Origin of the sequence: Limnohabitans sp. (assembly GCF_044361985.1) — a bacterium.
In the GTDB taxonomy this organism is placed as follows: Bacteria; Pseudomonadota; Gammaproteobacteria; order Burkholderiales; family Burkholderiaceae_C; genus Limnohabitans_A.
Genome location: NZ_JBIKHV010000006.1, coordinates 16,766 through 38,486, shown reverse-complemented (window position 1 = coordinate 38,486; position 21,721 = coordinate 16,766). Strand labels below are relative to the sequence as shown.

Annotated in this window: 22 protein-coding genes, 2 tRNA genes and 1 pseudogene; 21 read left to right on the top strand and 4 right to left on the bottom strand. The window is 59.5% G+C overall.

Annotated features, from left to right (window positions below; genetic code table 11):
- Positions 1–55: 55 nt before the first annotated feature.
- Complete coding sequence (locus ACIQ3A_RS02420) at positions 56–817, top strand: SDR family NAD(P)-dependent oxidoreductase (protein ID WP_396430165.1); 762 nt, start codon at positions 56–58, stop codon at positions 815–817.
- Between the two features lie 81 nt (positions 818–898).
- On the opposite strand, the gene ACIQ3A_RS02415 is transcribed toward ACIQ3A_RS02420, so the two are convergent.
- Positions 899–1,480 carry a superoxide dismutase gene (locus ACIQ3A_RS02415; RefSeq protein ID WP_396430164.1) on the bottom strand — a complete coding sequence of 194 codons (582 nt, stop codon included), beginning with the start codon at positions 1,478–1,480 and terminating at the stop codon, positions 899–901.
- A 225-nt stretch (positions 1,481–1,705) separates the two neighbouring features.
- The gene (gene xseA / locus ACIQ3A_RS02410) at positions 1,706–3,061 is read right to left on the bottom strand and encodes an exodeoxyribonuclease VII large subunit (RefSeq protein WP_396430163.1); all 1,356 of its coding nucleotides are present in this window, start codon (positions 3,059–3,061) and stop codon (positions 1,706–1,708) included.
- A 355-nt stretch (positions 3,062–3,416) separates the two neighbouring features.
- Between xseA and ACIQ3A_RS02405 the strand changes: the two genes are divergently transcribed.
- The 6 genes from ACIQ3A_RS02405 (at position 3,417) to adk (ending at position 7,325) form a co-directional block, all read left to right on the top strand.
- A complete protein-coding gene (locus ACIQ3A_RS02405) occupies positions 3,417–4,043 on the top strand; it encodes a MotA/TolQ/ExbB proton channel family protein (protein WP_396430162.1) in 627 nt (208 codons plus the stop codon).
- A 9-nt stretch (positions 4,044–4,052) separates the two neighbouring features.
- Positions 4,053–4,475 (top strand): ExbD/TolR family protein, encoded by a 423-nt coding sequence (locus ACIQ3A_RS02400; protein ID WP_396430161.1) that lies wholly within the window; start codon positions 4,053–4,055, stop codon positions 4,473–4,475.
- A gap of 5 nt (positions 4,476–4,480) precedes the next feature.
- Entirely contained in the window at positions 4,481–5,509 is a 1,029-nt protein-coding gene (lpxK, locus tag ACIQ3A_RS02395) for a tetraacyldisaccharide 4'-kinase (RefSeq protein ID WP_396430160.1), read from the top strand.
- A gap of 58 nt (positions 5,510–5,567) precedes the next feature.
- Complete coding sequence (locus ACIQ3A_RS02390; protein ID WP_396430159.1) at positions 5,568–5,774, top strand: Trm112 family protein; 207 nt, start codon at positions 5,568–5,570, stop codon at positions 5,772–5,774.
- Between the two features lie 10 nt (positions 5,775–5,784).
- Positions 5,785–6,561: a 3-deoxy-manno-octulosonate cytidylyltransferase gene (gene kdsB / locus ACIQ3A_RS02385; protein ID WP_396430158.1), complete on the top strand. Its 777-nt coding sequence runs from the start codon at positions 5,785–5,787 to the stop codon at positions 6,559–6,561.
- A gap of 107 nt (positions 6,562–6,668) precedes the next feature.
- Positions 6,669–7,325, top strand: a complete 657-nt coding sequence (adk, locus tag ACIQ3A_RS02380) for an adenylate kinase (RefSeq protein WP_396430157.1) — start codon at positions 6,669–6,671, stop codon at positions 7,323–7,325.
- 25 nt (positions 7,326–7,350) lie between these two features.
- Here the strand turns inward: adk and ACIQ3A_RS02375 are convergent, their stop codons facing one another.
- Positions 7,351–8,343, bottom strand: coding sequence for an asparaginase (locus ACIQ3A_RS02375; protein ID WP_396430156.1), 993 nt, complete (start codon positions 8,341–8,343; stop codon positions 7,351–7,353).
- 89 nt (positions 8,344–8,432) lie between these two features.
- Between ACIQ3A_RS02375 and lexA the strand changes: the two genes are divergently transcribed.
- The 14 genes and pseudogenes from lexA (at position 8,433) to istB (ending at position 20,756) form a co-directional block, all read left to right on the top strand.
- Complete coding sequence (gene lexA, locus ACIQ3A_RS02370; RefSeq protein WP_396430155.1) at positions 8,433–9,104, top strand: transcriptional repressor LexA; 672 nt, start codon at positions 8,433–8,435, stop codon at positions 9,102–9,104.
- Between the two features lie 121 nt (positions 9,105–9,225).
- Positions 9,226–9,567, top strand: a complete 342-nt coding sequence (locus tag ACIQ3A_RS02365; protein ID WP_396430154.1) for a hypothetical protein — start codon at positions 9,226–9,228, stop codon at positions 9,565–9,567.
- Between the two features lie 57 nt (positions 9,568–9,624).
- Positions 9,625–10,632, top strand: coding sequence for a D-2-hydroxyacid dehydrogenase family protein (locus tag ACIQ3A_RS02360; RefSeq protein WP_396430153.1), 1,008 nt, complete (start codon positions 9,625–9,627; stop codon positions 10,630–10,632).
- A 224-nt stretch (positions 10,633–10,856) separates the two neighbouring features.
- On the top strand, positions 10,857–12,377 hold the full coding sequence (locus tag ACIQ3A_RS02355) for a 3-hydroxyacyl-CoA dehydrogenase (RefSeq protein WP_396430152.1): 1,521 nt from the start codon (positions 10,857–10,859) through the stop codon (positions 12,375–12,377).
- A gap of 128 nt (positions 12,378–12,505) precedes the next feature.
- Positions 12,506–13,285 carry an oxepin-CoA hydrolase, alternative type gene (locus ACIQ3A_RS02350; RefSeq protein WP_396430151.1) on the top strand — a complete coding sequence of 260 codons (780 nt, stop codon included), beginning with the start codon at positions 12,506–12,508 and terminating at the stop codon, positions 13,283–13,285.
- Positions 13,286–13,342: 57 nt separating this feature from the next.
- Positions 13,343–14,062 (top strand): Crp/Fnr family transcriptional regulator, encoded by a 720-nt coding sequence (locus tag ACIQ3A_RS02345; RefSeq protein ID WP_108406630.1) that lies wholly within the window; start codon positions 13,343–13,345, stop codon positions 14,060–14,062.
- Positions 14,063–14,126: 64 nt separating this feature from the next.
- On the top strand, positions 14,127–15,212 hold the full coding sequence (locus ACIQ3A_RS02340) for a phosphotransferase (protein WP_396430150.1): 1,086 nt from the start codon (positions 14,127–14,129) through the stop codon (positions 15,210–15,212).
- A gap of 48 nt (positions 15,213–15,260) precedes the next feature.
- Complete coding sequence (locus tag ACIQ3A_RS02335; RefSeq protein ID WP_396430149.1) at positions 15,261–16,520, top strand: acyl-CoA dehydrogenase family protein; 1,260 nt, start codon at positions 15,261–15,263, stop codon at positions 16,518–16,520.
- Between the two features lie 89 nt (positions 16,521–16,609).
- Positions 16,610–17,302 carry a glutathione S-transferase N-terminal domain-containing protein gene (locus tag ACIQ3A_RS02330; RefSeq protein ID WP_396430148.1) on the top strand — a complete coding sequence of 231 codons (693 nt, stop codon included), beginning with the start codon at positions 16,610–16,612 and terminating at the stop codon, positions 17,300–17,302.
- Positions 17,303–17,370: 68 nt separating this feature from the next.
- A tRNA-Pro gene (locus tag ACIQ3A_RS02325) sits at positions 17,371–17,447 on the top strand.
- 96 nt (positions 17,448–17,543) lie between these two features.
- Positions 17,544–17,620: transfer RNA gene (locus ACIQ3A_RS02320), tRNA-Arg, on the top strand.
- Between the two features lie 352 nt (positions 17,621–17,972).
- A complete protein-coding gene (locus ACIQ3A_RS02315; protein WP_396430147.1) occupies positions 17,973–18,170 on the top strand; it encodes a hypothetical protein in 198 nt (65 codons plus the stop codon).
- A 139-nt stretch (positions 18,171–18,309) separates the two neighbouring features.
- Positions 18,310–19,995, top strand: a complete 1,686-nt coding sequence (gene istA / locus ACIQ3A_RS02310) for an IS21 family transposase (protein ID WP_396430146.1) — start codon at positions 18,310–18,312, stop codon at positions 19,993–19,995.
- A pseudogene (istB, locus tag ACIQ3A_RS02305) lies at positions 19,992–20,756 on the top strand (IS21-like element helper ATPase IstB). Before istA ends, istB begins: the two are co-directional and overlap by 4 nt.
- A 146-nt stretch (positions 20,757–20,902) precedes the next feature.
- Here istB and ACIQ3A_RS02300 read toward each other — a convergent pair.
- Positions 20,903–21,673, bottom strand: coding sequence for an IclR family transcriptional regulator C-terminal domain-containing protein (locus ACIQ3A_RS02300; protein WP_396430145.1), 771 nt, complete (start codon positions 21,671–21,673; stop codon positions 20,903–20,905).
- Positions 21,674–21,721: the final 48 nt, after the last annotated feature.

Sequence of the window (21,721 nt, the reverse complement as noted above, 5' to 3'; positions counted from 1 at the left end):
CGCCTGCATCGGTCTCGGGCAGACTGCCAAGCACATGCAATCAGGAGGCTTCGTCATGTCCTTGTTCAATTTAAAAGGCCAAGTGGCCGTTGTCACCGGCTCCAGCCGGGGCATTGGCCGCTCCATCGCGCTCCAGTTGGCCAAGGCGGGGGCCAAGGTGGTGGTGTCCAGCCGCAAGCTGGACGCCTGCGAGGCGGTGGTCAAGGAGATTCAAGCCGAAGGTGGCGAAGCGATGGCAATAGCCGCCAGCATCTCCAACAAGGCCCAGCTTGAAGCGCTGATTGCTCAGACCCATGCGGCCTGGGGTGGCATCGACATCCTGGTCTGCAACGCGGCGACCAACCCCTATTACGGCCCGACCACAGGCATGAGCGATGAGGTGTTCGACAAGGTCATGCGCAACAACGTGTTGTCCAACACCTGGCTGTGCAACATGGTCTACCCGGATATGAAGGCCCAAAAAAATGGGGCGATTGTGCTGGTGTCGTCGATCGGCGGGCTACACGGCTCGGCGGTGATCGGCGCCTACAACCTGTCTAAGGCGGCCGACATGCAGCTGGCGCGCAACCTGGCGGTGGAATGGGGCCCAGACAATATTCGGGTCAATTGCATTGCGCCGGGTCTGATCAAGACCGACTTTGCCAAGGCCCTGCACGAAGACCCGGTGCTGAGCGCCAAGTACAACAGCCAGGCCCCATTGCGCCGCATGGGCGAGCCGGACGACATTGGCGGCATCGCGGTGTTTTTGGCCAGCCCAGCAGGCCAGTACGTGACGGGCCAGACCATCGTGGCGGATGGCGGGATGATGATTCGCTGATTTGCCACCTCAGCACTCATTCGTGCGACTGCCATAAAAAAGCCCGCATCAGCGGGCTTTTTGACTTGGGGAAAGCTTCGATCAGGCAAAGTTTTTCTCGGCGAACGACCAGTTCACCAGCTTGTCGAGGAAAGTCTCGACAAACTTTGGACGCATGTTGCGGTAGTCAATGTAGTAAGCGTGTTCCCACACGTCGACGGTCAGCAAGGCTGTGTCGCCAGTGGTCAGGGGGGTACCCGCGGCGCCCATGTTGACGATGTCAACCGAGCCGTCGGCTTTCTTGACCAGCCATGTCCAGCCAGAACCGAAATTGCCCACAGCGCTCTTCACGAAGGCTTCCTTGAAAGCGGCGTAGCTGCCGAACTTGGCGTTGATGGCGGTAGCCAAAGCACCTGTGGGCTCACCACCACCGTTGGGCTTCATGCAATTCCAAAAGAAGGTGTGGTTCCAAATTTGGGCAGAGTTGTTGTAGACACCACCGCTGGACTTCTTGATGATCTCTTCGAGCGTCAGGCTCTCGAATTCCGTGCCTTTTTGCAGGTTGTTCAGGTTCACCACATAGGCGTTGTGGTGCTTGCCGTGGTGAAACTCCAAGGTTTCTTGGCTGTAGTGAGGGGCCAAAGCGTCGATGGCATAAGGCAGTGCGGGCAAGGTGTGTTCCATGAGGGTGTCCTTTTGTTGTTGCAAGTTGAAGGTTCAGCGCTGCATTTTAGGGGTTGAGCGATCGCCCTTTGGCGCAGCAGGTCACTGAAAAAACACAAGCACCAGGTCCAAGCCACCCACCGCCGTCATGGGCTGGGCCCTGGGCACCGATTTTGGGTACGCCCTCATGAGGTGCCCAGGGCCCAGCCCGTGACGGCCTACCCGCATTCCACCGCAGGGGCCTGCTCAGCCCAGAACCTTCAACGGCACATCCCCGTCGGCCAAGGTCGCCCGGACCAATTGGCCTGGCTGAAACTGGGTGGCGTGGGTCAGAGCCTGGCCACTTTCATCGCTGAGCCAGGCATAACCTCGCTCCAGCACGCGGTGCGGGTCAACCGACGACAAACGCAAAGCGGCTCGCTCCAGACGCTGAGCGCGTTGCTGCACCTGCTGGCCTTGGTTGAAGCGCAGTCGGTCACTCAGACGCTCCAGCCTGTGCCCCGCCTCGGTCAGCCTGGTTTGAGCACCCGCTTGCAGACCGTTCGCCAGCCGGTCCAGCCACTGGCTGTGCTGACCCAACAGGGCTTGTGGGCGGCTCAGGCGGGCGGCAACCGCACTCAGCCGCTGGGACTGGCGGTCTTGCTGACGGGCCAGGCCAACACCCAGCCGCGCCGCCACGCTGTCCAGGCGCTGGGCTTGCCGGTCTTGCTGGCGTTGCAAACCCCGGGTCAGCCGGTCTTCCAGCACGGACAGGGCTTCGAGGCCGACACCCCGCGCGGTCGCCGCCATCTCGGCGGCGGCGGTGGGCGTAGGGGCGCGCACATCGGCCACAAAATCGGCAATGGTGAAGTCGGTCTCGTGGCCCAAACCGCAAATGAGCGGCACGGGGCTTTGCGCGATGCAACGGGCGAGGTTTTCGTCGTTGAAAGCCCACAGGTCCTCCATCGACCCGCCACCGCGCACCAGCAAGATCACGTCCACAGGCGGGCTGAGCGGGTTGTCTTCTGCCGTGAGGGCATACATGTTTTGCAAGGCTTGAACCAGCGTAGCAGCAGCCCCAGCGCCTTGCACCAGGGCCGGCACCATGAGCACCGGAATATGGGGCACGCGCCGCTGCAAGGCCGTGACCACATCGTGCCAGGCGGCTGCGCCCAGCGAAGTGACCACGCCAATGGCTCTGGGCTCGGCAGGCAAAGCACGTTTGAGGGCGGGATCAAACAGGCCCTCAGCCTCGAGCTTGGCCTTCAAGCGCACAAACTGCTCAAACAGCACACCCTGCCCTGCCCGCGCCATCGACTCAACCACCATTTGCAAGTCGCCCCGAGCTTCGTACACGCCCAAGCGCCCCCGTACTTCCACCAATTCACCATCGCGGGGGGCAAAGTCCATCAAGCTGGCCGCCCTGCGAAACATGGCGCAACGTATTTGCCCGGTGTCATCCTTGATAGAAAAATAACAATGGCCGCTGGCAGCCCGCGAAAACCCTGAAATTTCCCCACGAACAGTGACCGGGTTGAATTGGGCGTCCAGCGTGTCAGCCACGGCGCGGCACAAGGCAGAGACTGTCCACGCGCGGGGCTTTAAATCGTCATTGGAGGGCATCGGGTGCAGGCTTCATCAGCGTTTCAAGAGGTTTTCAGGCGTCAAAGCCACGTCAAAGGGCCGCAAGTACTCCACAAGGGCAGCCCAGCTCGATTTTTGGCCAATGTTAGGCACCGAACCATGAAGAAAATTTCCAAGTCGTTGATTTTATTCATGAATTTAAAAATGATGGGTAAAATATTCAGATATTTTTATATACCTGAGTATGCGAAACAGCGCAGCGGCCAAAGTTCTTCACAAAGTTATCCACAGAAATAAAGGGGGTTGAGGTGCCTCAGGTCCATGCACTTCGTTGGGTCTGGGCATTCACCGATAATCAAGTCCGTTCAAGACCCAAAAACTGGAAGGTATTTTCTTGCTGAGCATCATACAAGCCGCCGGTTGGCCCATTTGGCCTTTGATCCTTTGCTCCATTCTGGCCTTGGCCTTGATCCTGGAGCGCTGGGTTCAGTTGCAAGACGCCAAGGTCATGCCCGCCAACATCCTTGCCCAAACCATCGAGGCCACACAGCGCGGCATGCCCACGCAGGAGATGATCCTGACGCTGGAGCAGGCCGGGGCCATGGGTCCCGTTCTGGCCAGCGGACTGCGCTGTTTGCAAGACAACCCCAAAGCCTCCAGCGAAGATCTCCAGTCCAGCATGCAAATGGCCGGTCGCCAGTCAGCTCAGCAGTTGGAGCGCTACTTGCCAAGCTTGGCGACCATCGCATCTGCCGCCCCTTTGCTGGGTTTACTGGGGACCGTGGTCGGCATGATCGACATTTTTGGGGCCCATACCGCGGCCAATAACCAGCCAGCGCTGCTGGCACAAGGCATCTCCGTGGCGCTGTACAACACGGCATTCGGCTTGATCGTGGCCATCCCTTCGCTGATGTTTTGGCGCTACTTTCGCGCCGTGGTGGACCGTCATGTACTGGCCATGGAAGTCGCTGCCGAGGCCTTTGCCCGGCATCTGCTGCGTATGCGCCGTGAACACGTTTAAAGGTTGCACGTGAACTTCAGACCCAGCACCCCGACCCCAGAACCCGAGATCAATCTGGTCCCGTTCATCGATGTGTTGCTGGTCGTGCTGATTTTCTTGATGCTGACCACCACCTGGTCTCGCCTGACCGAGATCCATCTGAATTTGCCTGTGGCCGATGCCAGTGCCTCCAGTCAGCGTCCACGTCAAATCGTCCTGACGATCACCTCACGCGGTGACTATGCCGTCAACAAATCTCCGATCGGCGGCAGCTCGGTCGCTGCGCTGGTGGCCGTGCTGACCCCACTGGCCCAGCAAGACACGATGCTGGTCATCAGTGCGGACGCCTCGGCCGCGCACCAGAGCGTGATCAACGCCCTCGAGGCGGCACGCCGCAGCGGCTTGTCCAAAATCAGCTTTGCTGCACAGGCGGCCCAAGCCCCCAGCTTTTGACCTGCATGCGGCTTTCGTTCTGGCTTCACCAACACCTGCCCCAAGTCTGGCTGCAGCGCGGCCCCCTGGCCTGGGCCTTGCGCCCACTGGCGGTTGTCTATGGCGCACTCATGGCCGTGCGGCGAATGGCCTTCGCCACGGGCCTTTTCAAAATCCGACGTGTTCCAGCCCTGGTGATCGTGGTGGGCAACGTGGTGGCGGGCGGCGCCGGCAAGACACCGGTCACCATCGCCTTGGCCAAACACTTGCTGGCCAAGGGGTTTATCGTCGGCGTGATCTCGCGCGGCCACGGGCGCCAGACCCGGGACGCCCGCGCCGTGGTGCATGACAGCCCAGCCCTGGATGTGGGTGACGAGCCCTTGCTGATTCACCAAGCCACCGGCGTGCCGGTTTGGGTGGCCCAGGCCAGAGCCGATGCGGCGCTGGGCTTGCTGCAGGCACACCCCGATGTGCAGATCCTGATTTGTGACGATGGTTTGCAGCACCTGGCCTTGGCGCGTGACATCGAAATTTGTGTGATGGACGAACGCGGCATTGGCAATGGCTGGTTGTTGCCCGCAGGGCCCTTGCGCGAGCCTTGGCCACGGCCAGTCGACTGGGTGCTGAACACAGGCCCCAGCGCTTCGGGTGCAGACCCTGTTGAGGGGTATCGCGCCACACGCCAACTGGCTGACTACGCCTTGAGCGCGGACGGTCAGCACGTGCCGCTGAGCACGCTGAAAAACCAGCCCTTGCACGCGGTCGCAGGGCTGGCGCGTCCTGAAGCATTTTTCGAGATGCTGCGCCAATCAGACCTGACTTTGGTCAGCACCACCGCCCTGCCAGACCACCACGACTACCTGGATTGGCCAGTTGCAAAATCAACAGGAAAAACCCATCCGAAACCCGATGGCACCTGGCTGTGCACCGAAAAAGACGCGGCCAAACTCTGGCCCCACGAACCAGGCGCCTTGGCCGTGCCTTTGGTCATCACGCCGGAAACCGCCTTTTGGACCGCACTGGACAGCCGGGTCAGGCAGCTGGTTCCACACTGACGCCAAAAGACGGCCGGTCTGCATGCCCACAGGCTTTCAGCCCGGTATCATGGGCACCATGGACACCAAATTGCTTGAATTACTGGTTTGCCCAGTCACCAAAGGCCCGCTCGACTTTGACCGGGAACAGCAAGAACTGCTGTCGCGCAGCGCACGCCTGGCTTATCCAGTGCGCAACGGCATTCCGATCCTGCTGGAAAACGAAGCCCGCACCCTGACCGACGAGGAAGTCGAAAAACTCGCGGCCTTGCGCCCAGCCCTCTGAGTCACACCCCATGAGTCAATCCACAAAGCCGCAGGGCTTCACGGTGGTGATCCCAGCGCGCATGGCCTCCAGCCGCCTGCCCAACAAACCCCTGGCCGACATCGCCGGACTGCCCATGGTGGTGCGCGTGGCGCAGCGCGCCCTGCAGTCCCAAGCCAGCCAGGTGGTGGTGGCAGCCGATGATTCACGCATTGTGCAAGCCTGCAAGGAACATGGCATTCAGGCTCTTTTGACGCGGCAAGACCACGTCAGCGGCAGCGATCGGCTGGCCGAGGCCTGCCAGTTGCTGGGCTTGGCCGACGACGCCATGGTGGTCAATGTGCAAGGGGACGAGCCCTTGATGCCGCCAACGCTCATCAACGAAGTGGCGCGTTTGCTGAGCGAGCGTCCCGAAGCCAGCATGAGTACGGCGGCCCATGCCATCACCTCGCTGACCGAGTTTTGCAACCCCAACGTGGTCAAGGTGGTGATGGACGCACGCCAAATGGCGCTTTACTTCAGCCGTGCACCCATTCCATGGTGGCGTGATGGCCAGACGCCCGCAGGCTTCACGGCCTTGCCCACGCCCGCCCCGCTGCGCCACATCGGCATTTATGGCTACCGGGTCGGTTTTTTGGCTTTGTTCCCGGGCTTGCCACCCGCGCCCATTGAAACGATGGAATCTCTGGAACAATTGCGCGCCTTGTGGCACGGCCACCAGATTGCCGTTCACGTGACCCCGGAGGTGCCCGGACCCGGTGTGGACACGCCTGAAGACCTGGAGCGCGTGCGTCAACTGCTGAGCTAAGAACCGGGGTTTACACCGTAAGCCAACTTTGAGGCTGGCGTGATAATCTTAAAAGAACGCGTCAGGCCTGTCTGACTGAAACGAATTCAAACGATAAGGACCTTCCCATGAGACTGATTTTGTTGGGCGCACCTGGTGCCGGCAAGGGCACACAAGCCACTTTCATTTGCCAGAAATACAACATCCCTCAAATCTCTACCGGTGACATGCTGCGTGCCGCCGTCAAGGCCGGTACACCGCTGGGTCTGCAAGCCAAAGCTGTGATGGAATCAGGTGGTCTGGTCAGCGATGACCTGATCATCAACCTGGTCAAAGAACGGATCGCCCAAGCCGATTGCGCCAACGGGTTCCTGTTTGACGGTTTTCCGCGCACCATTCCCCAAGCCGATGCGATGAAGGCCGCAGGTGTCAAGCTCGACTACGTGCTTGAAATCGATGTGCCTTTTGACGCCATCATCGAACGCATGAGTGGCCGCCGCTCGCATCCCGCTTCGGGCCGCACTTACCACGTCAAGTTCAACCCACCCAAAGTGCAAGGCGTGGACGATGTGACCGGTGAACCGCTGGTACAACGGGCCGATGACCAAGAAGAAACCGTGAAAAAACGTCTGGATGTTTACAGCGCCCAGACCCGCCCCTTGGTGGACTACTACGCCAACTGGGCCAAAGCCGATGCAGGCACTGCACCCAAGTACCGTGCCATCAGCGGCACCGGCAGCGTGGAAGACATCACCACCCGCGCTTTTGCGGCACTGTCTGAATAATCAGCCCCTGAAGCTCCCGCACTCATTACCCCTGATTCAGACCCCCGTCACGAGCACCCATCAAGCTGAGTAACAAGCTGATGCGCGCCTTGACCGGACTGAGCCCTTCGACGTCCGGCCAAGGCAATGCTGTGCCCACGATCTGACCAGTCATGCACCGGGTGCTGAGGCGGACCTGAACCCCTTGCCTGACAGCCTCCTGCAAACCGGCTTCCAGAGCCGAATGCAAGCTGCCATTGCCCGTCCCAGCGACCACCAAACCCTGCACGCCGGATTGCACCAACGCGTCCACCATTTGACGGCTGGCGCACGCATGGCTCAGCAACACCTCTACCCGAGGCCATTGGGCACTCGGAGTTTGCAGAACCAGTGCAAGACATGAAGCCGCTGGCCTTAGCGCTTCTGGCCTCGGCGCCTCAGCCCATGCCGACCAGCGTACACGCCCGTCTTCGACCCAACCCACCGGACCGGCGTCACCGGAACTGAAGGCATCTAGGCGATAAGGGTGTACCTTTTGCACCTGCCGGGCACTGTGGATATTGCCTGCGCACACCACCCAGGTCCCTGCACGGGGTGCATCGCCAGCCACAGCCAAGGCGTCCATCAAATTTTGGGGCCCATCGGCGCCCAAGGCCGTGGCCGGACGCATGGCGCAGGTCAGAACCAGGGACTTGGCAGGCTGCAAAACCGCTTGTAAAAACCAGGCAGTTTCCTCAAGGGTGTCGGTGCCATGGGTCACCACCACACTGTGCACATCCGGCTGAGACAGCCAATGCGCACACCGTTCAGCCAGCGCTTGCCAAGTGGCCACATCCATGTCCTTGCTGTCCAGTTGGGCCACCTGTTCCATCACCAGGCTTCGGCCGGACAACACCCGAGGCAAGCCGGGCAGCACCGCCAGCAACTGTTCTACGCCCAACTGTGCAGAGGTGTAGCCCACATGGTCAGAAGCCTGAGCAGCCGTCCCCGCAATCGTGCCCCCTGTGCCCAAAACCACTATTTTTTCAACTTCTTTCATCTCAAACCCTTGCGCAAGCCAGAAAACTGGTTAAAAATACAGTCACTGGATGAAAAAACAGTTCACCCGTCCTTTTAAAGGAAACCCTCATGACCGACAGCCCCAAACTCACCGCCCGTCAGCAAGAGATTCTGGAGTTGATCCAGAACACCATCGCCAACACCGGTGCGCCACCCACACGTGCCGAAATTGCCAACGTGCTGGGGTTCAAGTCAGCCAACGCCGCCGAAGAGCACCTCAAAGCCCTGGCCCGCAAAGGCGCGATCGAACTGGTCAGTGGCACCTCACGTGGCATCCGGCTCAAAGGCAGCCACCGCAGCAGTCTGCGTACCCCGTCTGATATGTTAAGCCTCACCCTGCCAGGCTTGGGCCAATTGAGTCTGCCCTTGATTGGCCGCGTTGCCGCAGGCTCGCCTATTTTGGCGCAGGAACACGTCGACCGGACCTACCAAGTCGAAAGCACCTTGTTCACCGAGCAACCTGACTATCTGCTGCGCGTTCGGGGCATGTCCATGCGCGATGCGGGCATCATGGATGGCGACCTGCTGGCCGTGAAATCGACCAAAGAAGTTCGCAATGGTCAAATCGTTGTGGCCCGACTCGGGGATGAGGTCACGGTCAAACGCCTGCGCAAAACAGCCACTGGCATCGAATTGCTGCCCGAAAACCCCGATTACCAAACCATTGTGGTCAACCCAGACGAGCCTTTTGACATCGAAGGCCTGGCCGTGGGACTGATCCGCAACACGCTTTTGATGTAACGCACCTGCTTGTTGCACCAGGTGGCGGGCGCTGACGGAATCATTTTTGTCAGCCCTGATGCAACAAGCCTTTTCAGCAATCCTGCCTGTGTCCAACCTCCATGCTTTTGAAAGGTTTCACATGGGAATCGCTCTGCTCGCTCTTTCAGGTCTTTTTCAAGGCTTCACCCGTGCCACTCGCACGTTGACTCCGGTCGCCAAAGCGCAACGCTCTAACGCCTACTTGCGCCCAATCTGGGCCACGCGCAGGCCAGCTTGCGCAGCCTTGGGTCAAAAAACCATCACCCCACCGCACCGTTTCCAGGCTGCTTCTGCCAAGCCCGCCTTGCGCGTCTTGCGGGTCAGCGAAAACGGTCAACGCACCCAAGGGGCTGGGCGCATGGTCATTTCAGGCCGCATGGCCGATGTCTGCGCCGAACTGGACCGACTGGCGGCACTTGAGGCCGCCCAAGTCCGAATTTGATCTGAAATGCAGCCCCGGCGACCCCGCTTGGTCGCCGCGCCAAGGCACAATGGAGGAATGAACATTGTGATCCTTGACGACTACCAAGACGCTGTGCGTAAACTCGACTGCGCAGCCAAACTCGAGAATTTTCCGGCCAAGGTTTATACCAATACCGTGAAAGGCATTGGCCAGTTGTCTGTGCGTTTGAAGGACGCAGACATCATCGTTTTGATCCGTGAACGCACCCATCTGACGCGTGCTGTGATCGAAAAACTCCCTCGCTTGAAACTGATTGCCCAAACGGGCCGCGTGGGCGGTCACATCGATTTGGCGGCGTGCACAGAACGTGGTGTGGCTGTCGCAGAGGGTGTGGGCTCGCCCATAGCGCCTGCCGAACTGACCTGGGCCTTGATCATGGCTTCCGTTAGGCGACTGCCGCAGTACATTGGCAACCTCAAGCACGGTGCTTGGCAGCAATCGGGATTGAAGGCGGGCTCCATGCCCACCAACTTTGGCTTGGGCACCGTCCTCCACGGCAAAACCCTGGGCATCTGGGGGTTCGGAAAAATTGGGCAGTTGGTGGCGGGGTACGGCAAGGCCTTTGGCATGGATGTCGTGGTTTGGGGCAGCGATGAATCTCGCACCAAAGCCAGCCAGAGTGGCTACCGAACTGCCCCCAGTCGGGCCTCATTTTTTGAACAATCCGATGTGTTATCGCTTCATCTGCGCTTCAGCGACACCACCCTGGGCATCGTCACCACCGAAGACCTGGGCCGCATGAAGCCGTCGGCGCTGTTCGTGAACACGTCCCGCGCTGAATTGATCGAGCCCAATGCCTTGATTGGCGCCCTGAACCGTGGCCGGCCCGGTTTGGCGGCCATTGACGTGTTCGAATCCGAACCCATTTTGCAAGGCTCTGCGCTGCTGCGCCTGGAAAACTGCATCTGCACGCCCCACATCGGGTACGTCGAAAAGAACAGCTACGAACTTTACTTCAGTGCTGCTTTTGACAACGTGGTGAACTTCATCAAAGGAACTCCCACCAACATCGTCAACCCGGGCGCCCTGCAGGTTCGGCGCTGAGCGTGCTCACAACCAGTCGCTTTATGCACCGCCATATGCTCCTCACACCCCCGAATAAGCACTGCGTCTGCGCTACTCGCCCGCTTTCGGCGCCCACTTGCACGCACGAACTGAGGCGATAATCATTCTTGATCTTTCAGGGGCGAGGCGCTCTTAGACCGGCCAAAGCCAATCCTGCACCGATTGGTTGACTTGCCATTTATTCCCCATTTGTTTGACGCAATATGACTCTCGCATTTTCCAAAGTGGCCATCATTGGCGCCGGCGCCATGGGCCGGGGCATCGCCCAAATTGCAGCCCAAGCGGGCAGCCAAGTCTGGCTTTATGACACCCAGGCTGAAGCCATCCAGAAAGCGCACGATGCTGTCTTTCTGCAATGGGACAAATTGCAGGAAAAAGGCCGACTGACTGCCGAAGCCGTGTCAGGTCACAAAAGCCGTTTACTGGGTGCTTCCAGCATGCAAGACCTGGCTGACTGTGAATTGGTGGTCGAAGCCATTGTGGAAAAGCTCGACGTCAAGAAAAGCCTGTTCACGGATCTGGAAAAAATCCTGGCCCCCACAGCTGTGCTGGTGACCAACACGTCTTCGCTCTCGGTCACCGCGATTGCAGCAGCGCTTCAGCGCCCTCAGCAATTTGCGGGTTACCACTTTTTCAACCCTGTGCCCCTGATGAAAGTGGTTGAGGTCATCGCCGGACTCAAAACCGAGGCCGCGGTTTGCCAGCGTTTGTCAGACTTTGCCCGCCAGATGGGCCACACCCCTGTGCAGGCGCAAGACACGCCGGGCTTCATCGTCAACCATGCCGGTCGCGGCTATGGCACGGAAGCCCTGCGCATCGTGAGCGAGGGCATTGCCGATTTCGCCACCATCGACCGCATCCTGCGCGATCAGGTCGGATTCAAGCTTGGCCCTTTCGAGCTGTTTGACCTGACGGCACTGGATGTTTCGCACCATGTCATCGAAGCGATTTACCACCAATATTACGAAGAACCGCGCTACCGTCCCAATGTGATCACCGCGCAGCGATTAGCAGGTGGGATCGTGGGCAAAAAAGTCGGCGAAGGCTTTTACAAATACACCGATGGCGTGGCCCAGTTGCCTGCCGAACCGGCAGTGCCCGTGGTGGACAACATGCCGCCTGTGTGGGTCTCGCCACGCGCCGCGCGCCGCATGGATCTGTTGCAACTGCTCAAAGAGCTGGGTGCACACATCGAAAGCGGTGCATCGCCCTCCCCCCATGCGCTCACCCTCGTCGCCCCGCTGGGCTTTGACATCACCACCGTGGCCGTGGTCGAACGGCTGGACCCGGCACGCACCGTGGGCATCGACATGCTGATTGACGATGCTGCCACCAAGCGACGCGTGCTGGCCACCAACCCGGCCACCCGAAGCGACATGCGGGACGCCGCACATGCCCTGTTTGCGCGCGATGGCAAAGCCGTCTCAGTGATCCGCGACAGCGGTGGCTTTGTCACCCAACGCGTGGTCGCCACCATCGTCAACATCGCATCCGACATTTGCCAGCAACGCATTTGCTCACCAGAAGACCTGGAAACTGCAGTCACCCTGGGCCTGGCCTACCCGCTGGGCCCATTGGCCATGGGCAACCACTATGGCCCCACCAACGTGCTCGAGGTTCTGTTCAACCTGCAGACGGTGTATGGCGACATGCGTTACCGCCCCAGCCCTTGGTTGCGCCGCCGTGGGGCGATTGGCTTGTCCTTGATGCACACCGAAGAATGATGACTTTGCGGGACAGATCTTCAGCGCTGTCCCGATTTGATGACTTTGTGGGACAGATCTTCAGCTCTGTTCCGATTTAATGACTTTGTGGGACAGATCTTCAGCTCTGTCCCCAACTGATTGAATAAATGACTGCACAACTGATCAGCACCAGCGAAGGCCAGACCCTGATCCTGACCTTGAGCAACCCCGAGTTTCGCAACGCCTTAGGCCCAGAAATGTACGCTGCAGGGGTCGAAGCCTTGAGCGTGGCCGAGTCCAGTCCGGATGTGCGCAGCGTGGTCATCACCGGTGCGAACAGCATTTTCAGCGCAGGCGGCAACTTGCAACGCTTGCAAAACAACCGTCAACTGCCCCCTGAGCACCAGGCGCAAAGCATTGAAGGCCTGCACAACTGGATCGAAGCGATCCGCACCTTTCCAAAGCCCGTGATCGCCGCCGTGGAAGGGCCTGCGGCCGGTGCTGGTTTTTCGCTGGCGCTGGCCTGCGACATGATCGTGGCCGCTCGCAACAGCGTGTTCGTCATGGCCTACAGCAGCATCGCGCTGTCCCCCGACGGGGGCGCCAGCTGGAGCCTTTCACGCTCGGTGCCGCGCCAACTGGCCACCGAGTTGCTGATGTGCGGTGAGCGCATCGGGGCAGAACGCTTACAGCAATTGGGCGTGGTCAACCGCCTCGCTGATGCCGGACAAGCTCTGCAGCAAGCTTTGCAATTGTGTGAGCAACTCAACGCCCGGGCGCCCAACGCGCTGGCCAGCATCAAGGAATTGTTGTCGGACGCCGATGGCAGCACGCTGAATGCCCAGCTGGCACGTGAGCGCGATCAATTTGTTAAAAACCTGCACCACAACAACGCTGGCGTTGGCATTGCCGCGTTTTTGAACAAGCAAAAACCCCAATACGAATAAGCCGACTGGTCCCCCAGGCGACAAAAATCCGATCACCAGTCACTCAAAGGACAGAGCATGGACGAACCGATTCTGACAATGGAGGAAAGAGAAGCGATCAATGGTGGTCGCTGGTTCTCAACCCTTTCCCCTTCACTTCGTCACGACATACTTCGATGCGCTTACGTCAAACGTCACAAGGACGGCGATATGCTCGCTGCTCGGGGGGATCCGCCCGAGCAATGGATCGCCTGTGCCAAGGGCGCCGTGCGCGTGAGCTCGACCTCGGTGTCGGGCAAACAGATCACGCTGACCTACGTGGAGCCAGGCATCTGGTTCGGCGATGTGTCGATCTTCGACGGAGACAGGCGCACGCACGATTGCTATGCACACGGGGACACCACCACCTTGAATGTGGCCAAAGCCGACTTCAAGAAAATTCTGTCACAGCATGTCGAGTTTTACGAAGCCATGCTGCGCCTGCAGTCCCGTCGGATTCGGCAACTTTACGGCTTGGTGGAAGACCTCAACACGCTGCCCTTGCGTGCGCGACTGGCCAAACAGCTGAACCACTTGTTGCGCAGTTATGGTGTGCCGAGTTTGTCGGATGCCAAAGCGATACGCATCAGCTTGCAATTGGCGCAAGAAGAGTTGGCGCAACTGCTGGGGGCTTCGCGCCAGCGGGTCAACCAGGAACTCAAGCAAATGGAGCGCGAACAAATCATCCGCATCGAGCCCGGTGGCCTGGTGGTGCTGGACCGCGATTCGTTGCTGCTCATAGTGAACGCCGACCACTGACACGCCACCGCCTACAGCCATCCCCGCTGACGACAGCGGGCAAAAAAATCCTTCGGGTGACCTCATGAGTGCTTTTGACCATTTCGTGGGGACTCGGCCTGTCACCGGCACCCACGCCTTCGACATTTCTGCCCTGGAAAACTGGCTCAACACCAGATTGCCTGGATTTTCCGGCCCATTGAGCGTGGAAATGTTCAAGGGCGGGCAGTCCAACCCCACCTACAAACTCATCACCCCATCGCGTCAATACGTGATGCGGGCCAAGCCCGGCCCAGTGGCCAAACTGCTGCCTTCAGCCCACGCCATTGAGCGCGAATTTGCCGTCATGAAGGGCCTGCACGGCACCGATGTGCCTGTGGCCGAAATGCATGTGTTGTGCGAAGACGAATCCATCATTGGCCGCGCCTTTTACGTCATGGAGTTTGTGCAAGGCCGCGTCCTTTGGGACCAATCCTTGCCCGGCATGCGTCAGGCTGAGCGCGACGCCATCTATGACGAGATGAACCGGGTGCTGGCTGCGTTGCACAAAGTCAATTTTGCCGAGTGTGGCTTGGCCAGCTTCGGCAAACCCGGCAATTACATCGAACGCCAGATCGGCCGCTGGAGCAAGCAATATGTAGCCTCCATGACACAGCCGATCCCGGAGATGGACCAGTTGATCTCGTGGCTGCCGCAAAACATTCCGGACAGCGCAAAAGACGACTCTTTGGTGAGCATCGTGCATGGCGACTACCGCTTGGACAACCTCATGTTCCACCCGACTGAAGCACGCGTGCTGGCCGTGCTCGACTGGGAGTTGTCCACTTTGGGCCACCCACTGGCCGACTTCAGCTACCACTGCATGGCCTGGCACATCAGTCCGGGCACCTTCCGAGGCATTGGCGGGCTGAATTTGGTGGCTTTGGGCATTCCATCCGAGGCGCAATACATCGCCCGCTATTGCGAACGCACAGGCTTCACCACACCCGAGGCATTGGCCAAAGACTGGAACTTTTACCTCGCCTACAACATGTTCCGCATTGCGGCCATTTTGCAAGGCATCGCCAAACGTGTCGAAGACGGCACAGCATCCAGCGACCAGGCGAAAACATCGGGCGCTGGTGCCAAGCCCATGGCCGAACTGGCCTGGCGCTTTGCCTGCAAAGCCTGACCCCTTTTCCCCCTCAAGAATATCACCCTCAACTCAAGGAGACAGACCATGGATTTTGAATACACCCCCAAGGTCAAAGACATGCAGGCCCGCTTGCTGGCTTTCATGGACGAACACATTTATCCCAACGAAGCGAGGTTCTTTGAGGAAATTGCCGAAAACCGTGCCAAGGGCAACGCCTGGGTCCCGACCAAAATTGTCGAAGAGCTCAAACCCAAGGCCAGAGCTGCCGGACTTTGGAACCTGTTTTTGCCCAAGTCAACGCGTGCACCACAGGGATTGTCCAACCTCGAATACGCCCCCCTGTGCGAAATCATGGGCCGAGTGCCGTTTGCAGCAGAAATTTTCAACTGCTCGGCGCCTGACACCGGCAACATGGAAACGCTCGAGCGTTACGCCAGCGAACAACTGAAAGACGAGTGGCTGGAGCCCCTGCTGCGCGGCGAAATCCGCTCGGCATTCCTGATGACCGAGCCCGATGTGGCCTCGTCAGATGCCACCAACATCGAGTGTGAAATTCGGCGTGAAAGCAGTGACTACGTCATCAACGGCCGCAAGTGGTGGTCGTCTGGTGCCGGTGACCCACGCTGCTTGGTGTACATCGTGATGGGCAAGACCAATCCCGATGCCGGTCGCCACCAACAGCAATCCATGATCGTGGTGCCCGCCAATGCGCCTGGCATTACCGTCGTGCGTGCGCTGTCGGTGTTTGGCTACGATGATGCCCCGCACGGCCACATGGAAGTTGTGCTCAAGAATGTGCGCGTTCCAGCCGAAAACATTTTGCTCGGCGAAGGTCGCGGCTTTGAAATTGCACAAGGTCGCCTTGGCCCTGGCCGCATTCACCACTGCATGCGCACCATCGGCATCGCCGAGCGCGCGCTGGAATTGATGTGCCATCGCCTCAACACCCGCGTGGCTTTTGGCCGTGAAGTGGCTCGCCAAACAGTCTGGCAAGAGCGCATCGCCGAGTCGCGTTGCATGATCGAGCAAGCCCGCTTGCTGACGCTCAAAGCCGCTTACATGATGGACACTGCGGGCAACAAAGTGGCCAAGGCCGAGATTGCCATGATCAAGATCGTGGCCCCCAACATGGCCTGCCAAATCATCGACTGGGCCATCCAGGCGCATGGCGGCGGCGGCGTATCGCAAGACTTCCCGCTGGCTTATGCTTACGCGCATCAGCGCACCTTGCGTCTGGCCGATGGTCCGGACGAAGTGCACCGCAACTCGCTGGCCAAACTGGAACTGGCCAAGCAACTGGCCATTCCGGGCGAAGTCAACATGCCCGTCACACGCGGCAGCTAAAGCCCCATGCCCCATCAAAACGGCCTGCTCAACGCAGGCCGTTTTTTTAGATGCTTTACCACCCAGCCCCAACCATAGAAACGCACGCCATGATCGACCTGTACACCTGGCCCACCCCCAACGGTCACAAAATCCACATCCTCCTGGAGGAGTGCGGTCTGCCCTACAAGGTGCATGCCGTGAACATTGGCCAAGGCGATCAATTCAAACCAAAGTTTCTCAAAATCAGTCCCAACAACAAGGTTCCGGCACTGGTCGACTCCGAAGGGCCCGATGGGCAACCGATTTCACTGTTCGAGTCGGGCGCGATCATGCTTTACCTGGCGGCCAAAACCGGGCGTTTTTTGCCTGAATCCGACCGCGCCAAATATGAGGTGCTGCAATGGCTCATGTTTCAGATGGGCGGCCTTGGCCCAATGCTGGGTCAAGCCCACCACTTCCGGATCTATGCGCCCGAAAAAATCGACTACGCCGTCACCCGTTACACCAACGAAGCGAAACGGCTGTACGGCGTTTTAGACAGGCAACTCAAGGCTCGTCAATGGATTGCAGGGGGTGACTACTCGATTGCCGACATGGCCATCTTCCCTTGGTTGCGCAGTTGGCAAAACCAGGGTATTGACTGGGCAGACTACCCCAACCTGAAAATCTGGTTCGACCGGATGGGCGAACGCCCTGCTGTTCAAAAAGCCCTGCTGGTACTGGCCGATGCCCGAAAGCCTTTGACCGACGACAAAGCCCGACAAGCTCTATTTGGTGCTGGTCAGTACAAAAAACGCTGAAAAGGGGCAACAGACTTTTTTCCACTCAGCCAGAAAAGCATCGGTTTGAGGGTTAGAATATTGATTGTCGGAGCGTAGCGCAGCCTGGTAGCGCATCTGCTTTGGGAGCAGAGGGTCGCGAGTTCGAATCCCGCCGCTCCGACCATTACCCTCAAGGTTCGCATCAGGGTTTCCAAGCAAAAAAGTTCTCTGGAACGCACCCATGAAAAAGGCCCCTCAGGGCCTTTTTTGTTTCTCGCATCTGCCCGTAGCTCAGTTGGATAGAGCAACAGCCTTCTAAGCTGTGGGTCACAGGTTCGATCCCTGTCGGGCAGACCACACAGCCCAGCCTCCCGGTCAGTTGGCGTAATGCGCCCTGCGGCTGGTTTCAGACAGCAAACTGGGCAGGGTTTGCCAAGCCTGCGAGATGTCCTTGATCAGGGTTTTGACTTCTTCGAGCGCAGTCAAATCATTGTGGGCATTGATGTGGAAAAGCCTGCGGGTTATGTACGCATAGAGCTCGTTCAGGTTTTCGCCAATTCGCCACCACGCTCGAAATCCAGCGCACCCTGCAAACCGACCACGATTCGGCCCGCACCCCGATGGTCAGTTTTCGGTCGGCGGCAACAACGACGAATACCGCCTGAAAGAACAACAACCCCAGAGCGAGTTCCAGGGCATGCAAGCCAGCATGAACCAGCGTCAATTCATGGCCCAGCTGCTCAACCTGCAGCAACGTGTGGTGCTAGACATCAGCAGGGCTGAAACTCTGGTGGTGAGTTTTCGCAAAAAACGCGTTCTCGCTGAAATTGAATTGCAGAAAATGCGCGCCCTGGAAGAGCAAGACCTGCAGGCTGTCCGGCGTGACCAGCAACAACACGAGCCCTGATGGCCACCCAAATTCCCCCACTTATGGCCACTTCAAAATCCCCCACCTGAATTGATCGGGGACAGGGGTTCAAAGCCGACACCGTCGGCACCTGTTGGCAGGACGCATGTTCTGGCCCTCCTCGAAGGAAGGCCAAGGAGTGAATGTCTTGAAACCCAACCAACGCGCTACCGTCTACACCCTGCTAGAGCGCAACACCCCCCGGCGCGAGATCGCCCGCATCACCGGCATCGACCGCAAAACCGTGCGAAGTTATCGCACCCGCTGGCTGGCCGAGATTTCAAATTCCCCCGGGGTGGCTGCCGGCTCAGACCCGGACCCCAATACCGATGCTGGGCTTGTAGCCACTCAAACTCCCCCACCCTGGCCACCGGCTCCCGCGTCCATTTCTACCAGCCTGTGCGAAGTCCACCGTGAGTTCATTGAGGCCCAACTGCGCCTTCGCCGCAACGCCACAGCCATCTACCAGGACTTGGTCGACTCGCACGGTTTCACCGCCGCCTACAACTCCGTCAAACGCTTTGCCGCCAAGCTGCGCCACAAAGAGCCCGAACAGTTTGACCGCCTGTCCTTTGTGCCTGGCGAAGAGATGCAGGTCGATTACGGTGAAGGGGCACCCACGCTGGTGCCAGGCACCGAGCGCTACAAGAAGCCCCGCTTGTTTGTCGCCACATTGCGCCACTCCCGGCGCAGTTTCCGCCGAGTGGTCTGGAAGTCCGGCCAACACGTTTGGGCTCAGTTGCACGAGCAGGCGTTTCGCTACTTTGGCGGCTGCACCCAGTACGTCGTTTTAGACAATCTCAAGGAGGGCATGCTCAAGCCCGACCTGTACGAGCCTGAGTTGAACCCCGTGTACGCAGCCACCTTGGCGCACTACGGCGTCCTGGCCGACCCGGCCCGCGTGCGCGACCCTAACCGCAAGGGCACAGTCGAGCACGCCATCGGCCACACCCAGGCCACCGCCTTGAAGGGCAAGCGCTTTGAAACAATTGAGGCACAGAACGAGTTCCTAGAGCATTGGGAAACAAATTGGGCCTCTAAACGCATCCACGGAACTGAGCGCCAACAGGTGCAGGCCATGTTCGAGGCCGAACGCGCGCACCTCTTGCCCCTGCCCCTGCTGGGCATGCAGTACTTCAGTCAGCAGGCCCGTACCGTGTGCGATGACAGTTGCGTGCGGGTCGATCACAGCAGCTACGCCGCACGCCCTGCGGCCATAGGCTCCAAAGTGCTGGTGCGCATCTTTGAGCGGCGTATCGAGATCCGAGATCTGCAAGGCGCTTTACTACGCACCCATGCCAAAGCCGAGCGGCCAGGCTCTGTGGTGTTGCCCGTAGACGAGCGGGTGTTCAACCCGTCGCGCGAGACACGACAAATCTTGCGCCAAGCAGGGCAAATTGGAGAGCATGCCAGCCGACTGTGTGAGCTGATGTTTACAGCCGAGGGTCGGGTGGGCCAAAGAAAGCTCTGGGGCATCGTGGGTTTGACCAAACGCTACCCGGCGGTCTGCGTTGACAGCGCCTGCGCCCAGGCCTTGGAGCAAGGGGTCTACAGCTACAAACATGTCAAGGCCTTGGCCGAGCGTTTGTTTGCAGACGCCATGGCGGCCATGCACGAGGCATCAACCAATAACCATGCCGGTGGTGGTGGCGGTGGCGGTGGTGGTGGTGTTACCTGTGGCCTTGTCCACGAAGACTCTCTGGCCCAGCAGCATGAGCTCATTCGCCAGGCCGAGGAGTATGCGGATTTATTCACCCACGCGGCCCTGGTCGCCAGCGCGGTGGTGGCCAAAGCCATGGATGACACAGCAGGAGGTCAGGCATGAACATGACCGAGATCGACAACGCTTTGCGCCAGCTGCGCTTGTCGGGCATGCAGCAAACGCTGACCACCCGGGCCATGCAGGCCTAGGCCAGCCAGGAGCCGTTCCTGGAGACCTTTGCCGCCTTGCTGCAAGACGAGTTGGAGCGGCGCAGGTCGGTGCTGCTGGATCGCCGATACAAGCGCTCGGGGCTCGATGAGCGGGCCTCATTGGCGGACTTGGACTGGCGCTTTAACCCCAAGATACCCCGCGCCGCGTGCTTTGAGTTGCACACCTTGAAGTTCATCACCGAGGGGGCCAACGCCTTGATCGTGGGCAAACCGGGCACAGGCAAGAGCCATGTGGCCAAGGCGCTGGCATACCAGGCGACGCTGCAGGGCTATGAGGTGCGGTATTTGGAAGCGGACACCGAGTTTGCGCGGTATGCGCTGGCGGGCAGCCAGGACAGGGCGTGCATGCTGCGAGAGTGGGTGAAGCCGGATTTGCTGATCGTGGACGATTTGTTTCTGGCCAGGCGTATCACGGCGGAGGCGGCAGAGGTGTTGCAGGCCATCGTGCACCAGCGCTACAAGCTGCGCCGCGCCTTAGTAGTGACATCCAACAGGGTGGTGCAGGACTGGGGCAAATATCTGGGGGATATGACCATGGCCAGCACGATTCTTGACAGGTTGATGCACCGCTGCGTGATGCTGGAGTTTGAGGGCAAGAGCTACAGGCTCAAGGAGGCGGCGGCACGCTTGGTCGTCAATCTGGAAACGTCATAATCTGGCTGCGCTGCCTGGGGGAATTTGGGGTGGCCACGGGTGGGGGAATTTGGACTGGCCATCAGGGACACGAGCAGCGACAAATGGACGAATTGGGTGTCAGGCAGTTCAATTTGCGCATGCAAACTTGAAGCGGCTTTACCAGTTCACAACAAAGGCCGCAACTCGCGTGCGGCATCCAGCAGCAAGGGCAACCACTTGCGCTGCACGGCCGCATCGGACAATTGATCGGCACTGCCCACCACATTCAGCGCAGCCAGTGTTTGGCCTTGCATGTTGCGCAAGGGCACAGCCAGGGCGTGGATGCCCAACTCGTGTGCATCGCGGGCCAGGCAGTGGTCGTCGCGCCGCACCTGATCAATCAAGGCCTTGAATTTGCCGGTGCCCACTTCGGTCTGCGGCGTGATACGGGCCAACGTGCGCCCCTTGAGCCAAGTGTTGAATTCGGCCTTGGGCAAATTGGCCAAAAGCACCCGCCCTGTGGAGGTGGTGTGCGCGGGCAAACGTGCTCCCAGGTGCAAGCCATACGCCAGATGCCGCACCGGATCGGCTGAGCCCGCACTGCGCGCCACGATCACGCCCTCCCCTCCGTCCAGCACCACGGCGCTGAAAGCTGCCTGCGTTTGCTGCGCAAGGCGGTTGAGGGTGGGCTGCAACGAACGCGGTAGCCGCGAGGTCGCCATGTAACTGCCGGCAAATCGCAGCACCCTGGCCGACAACCAGTAATGGCTGCCATCGGTCTCCAGATAACCCAGCTCGGCCAGCGTCAGCAAATGCCGCCGAGCCGCAGCGCGGGTGATGCCGGTGCGCTGAGCAGCCAGGGTGGCGTTCAGCCGTTGGCGATCGGTGTCAAAAGCCTCCAGCACAGCTAAGCCTTTGGCCAGGCCTTCAATGAAATCTGCTTTGGCAATGGGCATGGTCGGATCTTTCAAGCTGCATCAATTTGCGCGATGATCGCACAAGTT

Excerpts from the sequence above, each read along its gene's own strand:
- ACIQ3A_RS02365 (WP_396430154.1), top strand. The coding sequence starts at position 9,226 with ATGGGAATCGCTCTGCTCGCTCTTTCAGGTCTTTTTCAAGGCTTCACC.
- ACIQ3A_RS02390 (WP_396430159.1), top strand. The coding sequence starts at position 5,568 with ATGGACACCAAATTGCTTGAATTACTGGTTTGCCCAGTCACCAAAGGC.
- ACIQ3A_RS02335 (WP_396430149.1), top strand. The coding sequence starts at position 15,261 with ATGGATTTTGAATACACCCCCAAGGTCAAAGACATGCAGGCCCGCTTG.
- ACIQ3A_RS02340 (WP_396430150.1), top strand. The coding sequence starts at position 14,127 with ATGAGTGCTTTTGACCATTTCGTGGGGACTCGGCCTGTCACCGGCACC.
- xseA (WP_396430163.1), bottom strand. The coding sequence starts at position 3,061 with ATGCCCTCCAATGACGATTTAAAGCCCCGCGCGTGGACAGTCTCTGCC.
- ACIQ3A_RS02300 (WP_396430145.1), bottom strand. The coding sequence starts at position 21,673 with ATGCCCATTGCCAAAGCAGATTTCATTGAAGGCCTGGCCAAAGGCTTA.
- ACIQ3A_RS02345 (WP_108406630.1), top strand. The coding sequence starts at position 13,343 with ATGGACGAACCGATTCTGACAATGGAGGAAAGAGAAGCGATCAATGGT.
- ACIQ3A_RS02350 (WP_396430151.1), top strand. The coding sequence starts at position 12,506 with ATGACTGCACAACTGATCAGCACCAGCGAAGGCCAGACCCTGATCCTG.
- kdsB (WP_396430158.1), top strand. The coding sequence starts at position 5,785 with ATGAGTCAATCCACAAAGCCGCAGGGCTTCACGGTGGTGATCCCAGCG.
- ACIQ3A_RS02355 (WP_396430152.1), top strand. The coding sequence starts at position 10,857 with ATGACTCTCGCATTTTCCAAAGTGGCCATCATTGGCGCCGGCGCCATG.
- lpxK (WP_396430160.1), top strand. The coding sequence starts at position 4,481 with ATGCGGCTTTCGTTCTGGCTTCACCAACACCTGCCCCAAGTCTGGCTG.
- ACIQ3A_RS02375 (WP_396430156.1), bottom strand. The coding sequence starts at position 8,343 with ATGAAAGAAGTTGAAAAAATAGTGGTTTTGGGCACAGGGGGCACGATT.
- lexA (WP_396430155.1), top strand. The coding sequence starts at position 8,433 with ATGACCGACAGCCCCAAACTCACCGCCCGTCAGCAAGAGATTCTGGAG.
- adk (WP_396430157.1), top strand. The coding sequence starts at position 6,669 with ATGAGACTGATTTTGTTGGGCGCACCTGGTGCCGGCAAGGGCACACAA.
- ACIQ3A_RS02315 (WP_396430147.1), top strand. The coding sequence starts at position 17,973 with ATGAACCAGCGTCAATTCATGGCCCAGCTGCTCAACCTGCAGCAACGT.
- ACIQ3A_RS02360 (WP_396430153.1), top strand. The coding sequence starts at position 9,625 with ATGAACATTGTGATCCTTGACGACTACCAAGACGCTGTGCGTAAACTC.
- ACIQ3A_RS02420 (WP_396430165.1), top strand. The coding sequence starts at position 56 with ATGTCCTTGTTCAATTTAAAAGGCCAAGTGGCCGTTGTCACCGGCTCC.
- ACIQ3A_RS02330 (WP_396430148.1), top strand. The coding sequence starts at position 16,610 with ATGATCGACCTGTACACCTGGCCCACCCCCAACGGTCACAAAATCCAC.
- ACIQ3A_RS02415 (WP_396430164.1), bottom strand. The coding sequence starts at position 1,480 with ATGGAACACACCTTGCCCGCACTGCCTTATGCCATCGACGCTTTGGCC.